The organism is Chryseobacterium sp. KBW03, from assembly GCF_003852415.1.
In the GTDB taxonomy this organism is placed as follows: Bacteria; Bacteroidota; Bacteroidia; order Flavobacteriales; family Weeksellaceae; genus Chryseobacterium; species Chryseobacterium viscerum.
The window spans coordinates 395,977-406,628 of sequence record NZ_QAJO01000002.1 but is presented as its reverse complement, the minus strand read 5'-3'; the positions used below and the strand labels follow the sequence as shown (position 1 = coordinate 406,628).

Genomic DNA, 10,652 nt, shown 5'->3' with positions numbered 1-10,652 from the left:
GTTTTGGCTAAAGCCAGATGTAAATGGATTTTTTGATGAGAACGGGTTACAGCCCGCTCCTATTGAATATGATAAATGTAGAATAATCAAAGCTGATCAATTACAGCCTGAAAACCGAACCTCGAATCTCATAATTGATCACTTATAATTCATAATTCATAATTCTTTTCCTTTTAGCCCCGATAGTAATGGTTACCCCGCAGCTTGAGTTGGAGAGTTGGTGGGGTGTAAGTGTAGCAGCGCGCTGGCGTGAGGAGTATGAATGGATAGCGGGATCAAGCTCCTGAAATAGCACGAGCCGTTCAATAAAATTATTTCCTTATCATTACTCCTATGATTAAAGACTTCAAAAAAACTCTAAGTAATAATTTTTTATTAAATTTCACTAAGTGTTGAAAAACAGTATTTTAGGGCAGCGTTATCCGAAAAGCTTAAATAGAGTAGGAGACAATTAAAACTAAAATAACTATGAAAAATCTAATGAAGATCTCAAGAGAGAGTTTAAAATCACTTAAAGGAAATGGCGGACCTACATGTCCGGATGATCCTGCATTTGGAATGTGTTATCCTCCAGGCTGGCCTAATGGGATTTGTATGAGCAAATATCAATGTTGTATCAGACTTGGAGGTCCTGTAGAATTTTGTAAAGAAGAATATAAGTCCTAAATTGATAATAAGGACTTTTAAATAATAAGAACGCGGCTATCTCAAACTGAGATAGCCGCGTTTATTTTTTATTTATGAATTTAAGATCATACCTGTATTACTCCTAAATTGAATTTCTCAGTAATAGGAGCATTATTAGCGGCTTCAATTCCCATAGAAATCCATTTTCTTGTATCTGCTGGATTGATGATGGCATCGGTCCATAATCTTGATGCAGCATAGGTTGCTTCAGTCTGCTTCTGATATTTTTTTGAAATAGTATCCAGAATTTCGTTGTGCTCTTCTTCAGAAATTTCTTTTCCTTGTTTTTTCAACGTTGATTCCTGAATTTGAGCCAATACTTTTGCAGCCTGTGCTCCTCCCATTACAGCTAAATCTGCCCAAGGCCACGCAACAATTAATCTCGGGTCATAAGCTTTACCACACATTGCATAATTTCCTGCTCCATAAGAATTTCCTGTAATGATGGTAAATTTAGGAACTACAGAATTGGCAACTGCATTTACCATTTTGGCTCCGTCTTTGATGATTCCGCCATGTTCTGATTTTGAACCTACCATGAATCCGGTAACATCCTGTAAGAAAATTAAAGGTATTTTTCTTTGATTACAGTTAGCAATGAATCGGGTCGCTTTATCAGCTGAATCAGAGTAAATAACTCCTCCAAACTGCATTTCTCCTTTACCGCTTTTTACCAGTTTTCTCTGATTGGCTACAATTCCTACAGACCAGCCATCTACTCTGGCTGTTGCACAGATAATACTTTTCCCGTAATCTGATTTATATTCTTCGTATTCGGAGTTATCCACAATACATTTAATAATTTCATAGGTATCATATTGTTCAGCTCTGGAAACGGGCATAATTCCGAAGATATTTTCAGGATTTTCCTTTGGTTGGAAGCTTTCTATTCTGTCAAAACCAGCTTTTTCTGTACTTCCAATAGATTTCATGATGTTTTTGATTCTATTCAAAGCATCTTTATCATCTTTGGCTTTATAATCGGTAACTCCTGAAATAGCGCAGTGAGTGGTAGCTCCACCCAGTGTTTCATTATCTATACTTTCTCCGATAGCTGCTTTTACAAGATAGCTTCCGGCAAGGAAAATTGAACCTGTTTTATCTACAATCATAGCTTCATCACTCATGATGGGAAGATAAGCACCTCCAGCTACACAACTCCCCATAACGGCAGAAATCTGGATGATTCCCATAGAGCTCATCTTAGCATTATTTCTGAAGATTCTTCCAAAATGTTCTTTATCAGGAAATATCTCATCCTGAAGTGGAAGATAAACACCCGCAGAGTCTACCAGATAGATGATCGGAAGCTTATTTTCCATAGAAATTTCCTGTGCTCTCAGGTTTTTCTTTCCGGTGATAGGAAACCAAGCGCCTGCTTTTACTGAAGCATCATTAGCAACAACAATACATTGTCTTCCGGAAACGTAGCCTATAACCACTACAACACCTCCGCTAGGGCAGCCTCCGTGCTCTTTATACATCTCGTAGCCAGCAAATGCTCCTACTTCTATAGAATCTGAATCTTTATCGAGAAGATAATCTATTCTTTCTCTTGCAGTCATTTTTCCTTCATCACGAAGCTTCTGAAGCCTCTTCTCACCACCTCCCTTTTTGATCTCAGTGAGTAAGCGATTTATTTCAGATAATTTTAATCTGTTCTGATCTTCTCGTTTATTGAATTCGATGTCCATAAAATTTTCAATTTTTTACGCTTAAAGATACTATTTTTATGAGGAATATAAATTGGAAGTAAAACAAGTGTTTAATAGTTTGGTTTCTAGTAAATTGTGAAATTTTTAACTAAAAAATATTTTTAAATAATTTATATTTTTTCTAACTTTACAGTAGAGTAACAGAGGTAATATTCTCTGCAAAATACTCTAAGTTCCTAGTTTATTTTTTTAATAGTTTATTATTTGAAGGCCCTGAAAGTTTAACAAATTTTCAGGGTTTTTTTATAGTTTTATCTCGATTTTAATTTTTGTTAACATTTTTTACATTAAACTTATCTTTTTATCAATATTTGGGAATGTGATTTGTAAATTTGCAGGGTTAAAATTCAAAGGAGATAGGTTATGCATAAATTGGCGCTTTTCAGGTTGCACTTAATAGTATTTTTATGGGGATTCACTGCAATCTTGGGAAAATTGATTCAGGCCAATGCTCAAATTCTTGTATTTTACAGAATGTTGTTTGCTGCTATTTTTCTTTTTGTATTCATCAGAGTTTTTAAAAAGGAAAGTATAAAGGTTTCGAAAAAAATATTTTTTCAGCTGGCTGCAATAGGTCTTGCAATGGCGCTCCATTGGTATTGTTTTTTTTACTCGATTAAGGTTTCCAATGTTTCTATTGCATTAAGCTGTCTTTCATTGTCTACACTTTTTGCTTCGATTCTGGAGCCTATCATCTTTAAAAGGAAGGTGGATGTATCCGAAGTGGTAATGGGTACAGTTATCGTTGCCTGCATATTACTGATCTTTAAAACAGAATTCCATTTTAAAGAAGGGATTATCTATGGTATTCTGTGTGCGGTTTTTGGAACTATCTTTTCTGTATTCAATGGTAAGATGTTTGGTAAAACGAGTTCCGGGAATATTATTTTTTATGAAATTTTCTGTGGTTGGTTTATTTTAATGGTATTCTATCTGCTTTCGGGGCAAATTTTTCACATGAATGAAATAAACTATAGAGATCTGGCGTTAATATGCTTGTTAGCCAGTGTTTTTACTGCTTTTCCGATGCTGGAATCGGTGAATTTAATGAAGTATATATCACCTTTTACATTAATTTTAACAGTTAATTTAGAACCGGTCTACGGAATTATACTAGCTTTTTTTATCTTTGGGGAATCAGAACATATGAGCCCTATATTTTATGTCGCTTCAGGTGTTATGATACTGGCAATCATTGCAAATGGATTAATAAAAGCCAGAAAAACTAAAAACTTAAACTAAGCATCAAATTTATATGATGAAAAAATATTTTTTACTTGCATTTTCACTGCTGTTTGGGCTGTCTCAATCTCAGATTATCAGGAAATACTCCAATGAATTCTTAAATATCGGAGCCGGAGCAAGAGGTCTTGCAATGGGAGGGGCAGTAATCACCAATCAGGATGATGTATATTCTCCTATGTGGAACCCTGCAGGTTTGATGTCAGTTGAAAGAGACTGGCAGGGAGCAGCCATGCACGCAGAATACTTTGAGTCTATCGCAAAATATGATTATTTGGCTTATGCAAAAGTACTTGAAGAAGGGGTGTTCGGTGTTTCAGTGGTAAGACTTGGGGTTGACAATATTTTAAATACAACCCAGTTAATTGATACCGAAGGGAATATTGATTATGATAAAATCACCAAATTTTCTCAATCTGATTATGCAGCTATTCTTTCTTATGCTTTCAGGCCGGGAGGAAACCCAAAATTGGATGTGGGGGTGAATGCAAAAATTGTTTATAGAAATGTAGGTAAATTTGCTAATGGCTACGGTTTTGGTTTTGATGTAGGAGCCATTTATAAAGCAGATAACGGTTGGAAATTCGGGGGGATGGTGAGAGATATCACCACTACCGTAAACTTCTGGAGCGTGAATCAAAAAGAACTGTCAACGGTTGTAAACGGGGAAGAATTTAACCCGGCACCGAAAGATAAAATGGAACTTACAATGCCTAAGCTGAATGTAGGTGCCAGTAAATTATTTGAGATCAACAGCAGCGTGTATGTATTGCCGGAAGCAGGTTTGAATGTAGACTTTGCTAAAACGGCTTCATTGATTTCGACAGACTTTGCCAGTATCAGTCCCTATGCAGGAGCTGAACTAGGGTATCAGAAAATGATTTTTGTAAGATTAGGGATCAACAGGTTCCAGTCTATTACAGATATAGAAGATCTTAGGAGAAAAGTTTCTTTTCAGCCAAGTGCAGGTCTTGGGATCAGATACAGAGGGCTTACACTGGATTATGCAATTACCAATTCAGGGATAGGCGGATCTAATTTCTATTCCAATTTCTTCTCATTGAAACTGGATATGGGCGCATTCAGAAATGATTAAAATAATAAAAATGAAAAAGGTATCGATGTTCTTGTTAGCAATATGCTCAACAATGATTTTTGCACAAAAGGTTTCAAACTCCAAATATATTGCAGTTCCTGAAAAATTTGAAACATTTAAGGAAGATTATGGCCTGAAAGACTTTTTTATTAAAGCTCTGAAAGGAAAAAAATATATAGTACTTCCGGTAATTAAAGATAACTGGCCTTCAGAAGCTAAAATGAACTACTGTAATGTCATTAATGCTGATGTCATTAATGATAAAAGTTTATTCAAAAATAAAGTAATAGTACAGTTTAAAGATTGTAATAATAATATGATTTTAGAGTCTAAGGGAGGCTCAAAAATCAAAGAATTTGATGAAGGATTACAGGATGCAATAAGAGAAGCTTTAATACAAGTGCCGGTTTCTAACCCTGTTGCTATGTTACCTGCATCTAATAATAATGCTCAGAATTCATCTCCTGAACCTGTAGCATCTTCTGCAACTCCAGAAGCCAATAACTACTCGAATGGGAAAATGGATCTTCAGAAAATCCAGATTGATCCTAATCAGTTTATCTTAGCTAAGTCTGGCAGTTCTGTGCCATTTGCCGTTTTTAAAGCAACTTCTAAGAGTTCTGTTTTTATGGTAAAACTGGCTGATGGAAATACTACTATAGGATATTTCGAAAATGGAAACATTGTGATCGATATTCCACAGGCTGACGGAAGATTCTCCAAAGAGGTTTTTGTAGCTAAATAATCTTAAAATAACACAATAATAAATATAAAAGGCTCTTGAAAAAAGAGCCTTTTATCGTATATATGCTGATGTGTTTTTCATTTTTTCTAAACTTTGAAAAGAGGAGATTGGTTATGTGATTTTCTACAAATAATATTTAGCCTATAGATTCATGATCCATAACGGTAAATGAAAATGTGAAAAGTTTTATAAAATGAGAAAAATTTTCATAATATTATCGTTATTAGTTGATAATACTAATTTATTAAAAAAATACCAATAATACTATTATTTAGCAAAATATTTATTTTATTATGTTTCTTATTGTTATTTTCCTTTTGTATTGGCAGTATCGGTGATTTTTATTTCGTGTTGATTAAATATGCATAGCATAGGAATTTTCATGAAAAAGCTCCATTTTATTTGTGAAAATTTAATCGTAGTGCGATACCTGGGTATTAATTGGCATTAAAAAACTCCCAAATCACTTTAGCCTTACTTTTCCCTAAAATCTCTTCCAGAGTTTCCATATTGGCTTCTTTGATGCGTTTTACAGACTTTAGTTTAGATAGAAGCAACTCAATAGTTTTTTCTCCCACACCAGGAATTTCTTCCAGTTCAGATTTTATGGTAGAATTTTTCCTTCTTGTTCTGTGATGCTTTACCCCAAATCGGTGAGCTTCATCCCGTACACGCTGAAGGATCTTCAACGTTTCGGATTTTTTATCCAGATATAAAGGAATAGGATCTTCCGGGAAGAAAATCTCTTCCAGCCTTTTGGCGATCCCTACAATGGTAATTTTTCCGTAAAGTCCCAATAATCTCAGGCTCTTCACTGCTGAAGACAGCTGTCCCTTTCCTCCATCTATCAAAATCAGCTGTGGAAGACTTTCCCCCTCATCAAGCATTCTTTTGTAACGGCGGTAGATAACCTCTTCCATGGTTGCAAAATCGTTAGGACCCTCCACAGTTTTAGGATGAAAAATTCTGTAATCAGCTTTACTCGGTTTTCCATCTTTGAAAACAACACACGCAGATACAGGATTGGTTCCCTGAATATTTGAGTTATCAAAACCTTCAATATGTCTCGGCTCTACAGGCATTCTCAGAAGTTTCTGCATTTCGGCCATGATTCTGTTGGTATGCCTTTCAGGATCTACGATCTGAACCTGTTTCAGCTTCTCCAAACGGTATTCTTTTGCATTCTTCTCAGAAAGCTCTACAATTCTCTTTTTATCACCTACTTTAGGAACAATCAGTTTCACATTGGGAATTTCTACCGACAGATGGAAAGGTAAAAGAACCTCTTTAGAATCAGAAGAAAACTTCTGACGGATCTCTATCAATGCCTCTTCCATAATATCCTCATCCGTTTCTTCAAGAATTTTTTTGATCTCTGTCGTAAAACTCTGGATGATATTTCCATTCCTGATTTTAAAGAAATTGACATAAGCAGCCGTTTCATCACTGGTCATTCCAAAAACATCTACATCATCAATATTCGGGTTTACCACTGTATTTTTAGCCTGATAATCTTCAAGAATGTCCAGTCTTTCTTTGATGATCTGAGCCTCTTCAAACTGAAGATTAGAAGCCAGTTTCATCATTTGATTTACCAGGTAATCTTTAGCTTTTCGGAAATCTCCTTTGACAATTCCACGGATGGCATCTATCTTTTCGTCATATTCTTCTTTACTTTCAAGATCCTCACATGGTCCTTCACAATTTTTGATATGATATTCCAGGCAGACTTTATATTTTCCTTCTGCTATTTTGGAAGGAGAAAGATTCAGGTTACAGGTTCTTAGCTTGTAGATATGTTTGATGGTTTCCAGCAATATCTTTGCAGGCCGCACTTTTGCATAGGGACCATAGTATTCTGATCCGTCTTTTATTACATTTCTGGTCAGAAAAATTCTTGGGAAATCTTCATTTTTGATGCAGATCCAAGGATAAGTCTTGTCGTCCTTCAGCATGACATTATAAAAAGGCTGATGTTCTTTGATCAGATTATTTTCCAATAAAAGAGCATCATATTCACTGTTTACAATCGTCGTTTCCAGCCTCTGGATTTTACCGACCATTATTTTGATCCTGTATCCGGGAAGATTTTTGTTGAAATAAGAGAGAACCCTTTTTTTTAGATTTTTAGCTTTACCAACATACAAAAGCTGTTCATTTTTATCATAATAACGATAAACGCCGGGTTCTGATGGTAAAGTTTTGAGCTGTAGTTCTAAAGAAGGATTCATAAAACAAAATTAAGGAAACTTTCCCTATTTAAAAAAGAAAAACCTGCAGATGATTCTGCAGGTTTTATTTTATTGTTGGAAGTATTTTATCCGTTTGTCATTGCTGTATATTCACTCACAAGAAAACTGAAATAATCCCACTCCACAGAGTTTTTAGGGTATTGTTTCATAAACTCCTGATTGTCTCCAAAAAGGAAATCATAATTGTCTTCAAAATCATCTTTATGCAGCCACATCACTTTGTTGCCTTTCTTTACATAATAAGATTTGATAACTCCGCCTCCAAGCTGTGGAGAACCCATTACAGAAAAACCACCAGTTTCTTTAGCTCTGGGATCGTGATATACTGAAATAATATCATCAAACCCCGGATTGATAACCTGCATCAGGAATTCCTTATCATCCTTTTTGTTCTTTAAAGAAACAGTCTGATTTACAAAATAGATTCTGTCATTATTCGTATTTTTCGTCAGCTTCTTTGTTCCGAAGTTTCTGATATTCCCCATGTATTTTGCCACTTTTGCAATCTTTTCCGCATTGCTTGGGTATACATACATCTCATTGATCTGATCAGCATTGAAAGTAGCATTCTTTTTTGTGATACTGTCTTTGATCGCGACTTCGTAGATCTGTCCTTTTTTGGTTTCGATCTTATTACAGAAACCTTTGTAGGTAGTTCCGTCTTTTAAGATGATTGTAGATGTTTTCTTAGGAGATGGAGTATTAAAACCTTCGTTGAAAAGGTAAGTTTCCATTTTTTTGATATCCTCTTTAGAGTACTTTACTTTCTGTGCGAAAGCAGTTGTGCTTGCTACACATAAAGCAAGGAGTAGAGTTTTCAGTCTCATGTATTATTGTTTTTAATTTTCGGGGCTAAAAATAGTAAATTAATTCACTTCTTTTTATAAAAATATAGAAGATTGAAATTTAGCTTTTCCAATTATTGTTAAATGCGTAATTTTAAGAAAATTTTTTAGAAATGATATACGGAGTAGATGTTTTTACTTTCCATGATGTTCTGGAAATCTGTAAAAAGCCAAATAAAGCGAAGCTGAACAAAGCCGCAAAAGAACAAATTTTAAAATCTCAGAAAAACGTACAGCAAATAGTAGAGTCCGACAGATGTGTATATGGAATCAATACTGGATTCGGACCGCTATGTGATACCAAAATATCGGCTGACGAAACCGCTCAGTTACAATATAATCTGATTATTTCTCACGCAGTAGGAGTTGGAAAGCCCATTGATAAAGAGTTTTCTAAGATCATGATGATTGCTAAGGTTCATGCCCTTTCAAAAGGATTTTCAGGAGTTTCTCTGGAAGTAATTGAAAGAATGATCCTGATGCTTGAGAAAGATATCATTCCGGTAGTTCCTGAACAGGGATCTGTGGGAGCTTCGGGAGATCTTGCCCCGCTGGCACATTTGGTATTGCCATTACTTGGTTTAGGAGAGGTTTGGGAAGGAGATCAGGTTTCTGAAACCATGGAAGTTCTGAAAAAACATGACCTTGAACCCCTTGTTTTAGGGCCTAAAGAAGGATTGGGATTGATCAATGGAACACAATTTATTCTGGCTCATGCCATCAAAGGACTTGAAAAATTCGAATATTTACTTGATCTTGCAGATATGACCGCTGCAATGAGTATCGAAGCATACAGAGGTTCTGAAAGCCCCTTCAAAAAAGAGCTTCATGAGATCAGACCTTTTGAAGGAAGCAAAAAAGTAGCAGCAAGAATGCTTAAGTTCTTAAAAGGATCCGAAAATATGAAAGCTCACGAAGATTGTGAGAGAGTTCAGGATCCTTATTCCATGAGATGTGTACCTCAGGTTCACGGAGCCAGCAGAAATGCTTTTGAGCACCTTAAAGGTATGGCAGAAACAGAACTGAATTCCGTAACAGACAACCCGATTGTATTAAGTGCTGAAGAATCTATTTCAGGAGGGAATTTCCACGGACAGCTGATGGCTCTGCCTTTAGACTATGCTACACTCGCTGCTGCAGAATTAGGAAACATTTCCGACAGAAGAAGTTACTTATTATTAGAAGGAAAATATGGACTTCCAAGATTATTGACGGAAAGCTCAGGATTAAACTCAGGATTTATGATTCCTCAGTATACTTCAGCTGCTTTGGTTACAGAGAATAAAACATTATGTTTCCCGGCATCAGCAGACTCTATTCCTACAAGCTTAGGTCAGGAAGACCATGTTTCTATGGGAAGTATTTCAGGAAGAAAATTCAATCAGGTTCTTGGAAATCTTGTGAATATTCTGTCTGTTGAATTGATGTTTGCCGCTCAGGGACTTGAATTCAGAAGACCGGCGAAATGCTCTAAAGTGATTGAAGAAAACTTTACGGTTCTTCGTTCCAAAGTTGCTAAGCTTGAAGATGACAGATTGATTGGTAAAGATATGCTGGCGATTGCAGAGCTGATCAATGAGAGAAAGTTTATTGTTGATGTAAAATAGAAGATGAAGAAAGGTATTATTTTGTGTTTCTTTCTATTAGGGATAAATGCTTTTTCTCAGTCAAATGAAGCAAAATTAAAAGAACTGATTACTTTAACAAAGTCAGATCGGATGTTGTCAGCAGGGTTCCAACAGTTTATGGATCATTACAACAATAAGTATAAAGATCTTCCGGATAACTTTTGGGATGAGTTTAAAAAAGACATGTCTGTAGAGAAAATTTTCGCTTTGTACATTCCTGTCTATAAAAAGTATTTTACTGATGCGGATGTTGATGAGCTCATTAAATTTTATAAAACTCCGGCTGGTCAGAAAATGATTGAAAATATGCCAAACTTAATGAAAGATTCAATGGAACTTGGAACTAGTTATGCAGAAGCATTAGATAAAAGGGTTAAAGATAAATTGAATAAACATTATAATTTTCAAAATCCACCTCCACCAGCTCCATAAAAATACAAAG

9 protein-coding genes are annotated in these 10,652 nt (G+C 35.5%); 6 read left to right on the top strand and 3 right to left on the bottom strand.

The window, feature by feature from the left end:
* Positions 1–468 precede the first annotated feature (468 nt).
* Positions 469–666, top strand: coding sequence for a hypothetical protein (locus DBR39_RS03950; RefSeq protein WP_124530933.1), 198 nt, complete (start codon positions 469–471; stop codon positions 664–666).
* Between the two features lie 86 nt (positions 667–752).
* On the opposite strand, the gene DBR39_RS03945 is transcribed toward DBR39_RS03950, so the two are convergent.
* A complete protein-coding gene (locus DBR39_RS03945; RefSeq protein ID WP_124530932.1) occupies positions 753–2,381 on the bottom strand; it encodes an acyl-CoA carboxylase subunit beta in 1,629 nt (542 codons plus the stop codon).
* Positions 2,382–2,765: 384 nt separating this feature from the next.
* Here DBR39_RS03945 and DBR39_RS03940 point away from each other — a divergent pair, with 384 nt between their 5' ends.
* From DBR39_RS03940 to DBR39_RS03930, 3 genes are read left to right on the top strand one after another with little or no spacing between them, the layout of a single operon-like run.
* Positions 2,766–3,644 (top strand): DMT family transporter, encoded by an 879-nt coding sequence (locus DBR39_RS03940; RefSeq protein ID WP_124530931.1) that lies wholly within the window; start codon positions 2,766–2,768, stop codon positions 3,642–3,644.
* Between the two features lie 13 nt (positions 3,645–3,657).
* Positions 3,658–4,740 carry a PorV/PorQ family protein gene (locus DBR39_RS03935; RefSeq protein WP_109738768.1) on the top strand — a complete coding sequence of 361 codons (1,083 nt, stop codon included), beginning with the start codon at positions 3,658–3,660 and terminating at the stop codon, positions 4,738–4,740.
* Between the two features lie 10 nt (positions 4,741–4,750).
* Entirely contained in the window at positions 4,751–5,485 is a 735-nt protein-coding gene (locus DBR39_RS03930) for a hypothetical protein (RefSeq protein WP_228447759.1), read from the top strand.
* 437 nt (positions 5,486–5,922) lie between these two features.
* On the opposite strand, the gene uvrC is transcribed toward DBR39_RS03930, so the two are convergent.
* Together uvrC and DBR39_RS03920 are read right to left on the bottom strand one after the other, a co-directional pair.
* Positions 5,923–7,716: an excinuclease ABC subunit UvrC gene (gene uvrC, locus DBR39_RS03925; RefSeq protein WP_124530929.1), complete on the bottom strand. Its 1,794-nt coding sequence runs from the start codon at positions 7,714–7,716 to the stop codon at positions 5,923–5,925.
* Positions 7,717–7,802: 86 nt separating this feature from the next.
* The gene (locus DBR39_RS03920) at positions 7,803–8,564 is read right to left on the bottom strand and encodes a hypothetical protein (RefSeq protein WP_124530928.1); all 762 of its coding nucleotides are present in this window, start codon (positions 8,562–8,564) and stop codon (positions 7,803–7,805) included.
* Between the two features lie 131 nt (positions 8,565–8,695).
* On the opposite strand from DBR39_RS03920, the gene hutH reads away from it, so the two are divergent.
* The gene (gene hutH / locus DBR39_RS03915; RefSeq protein WP_124530927.1) at positions 8,696–10,189 is read left to right on the top strand and encodes a histidine ammonia-lyase; all 1,494 of its coding nucleotides are present in this window, start codon (positions 8,696–8,698) and stop codon (positions 10,187–10,189) included.
* 3 nt (positions 10,190–10,192) lie between these two features.
* A complete protein-coding gene (locus tag DBR39_RS03910; RefSeq protein ID WP_124530926.1) occupies positions 10,193–10,642 on the top strand; it encodes a DUF2059 domain-containing protein in 450 nt (149 codons plus the stop codon).
* The last annotated feature ends 10 nt before the right edge of the window (positions 10,643–10,652 follow it).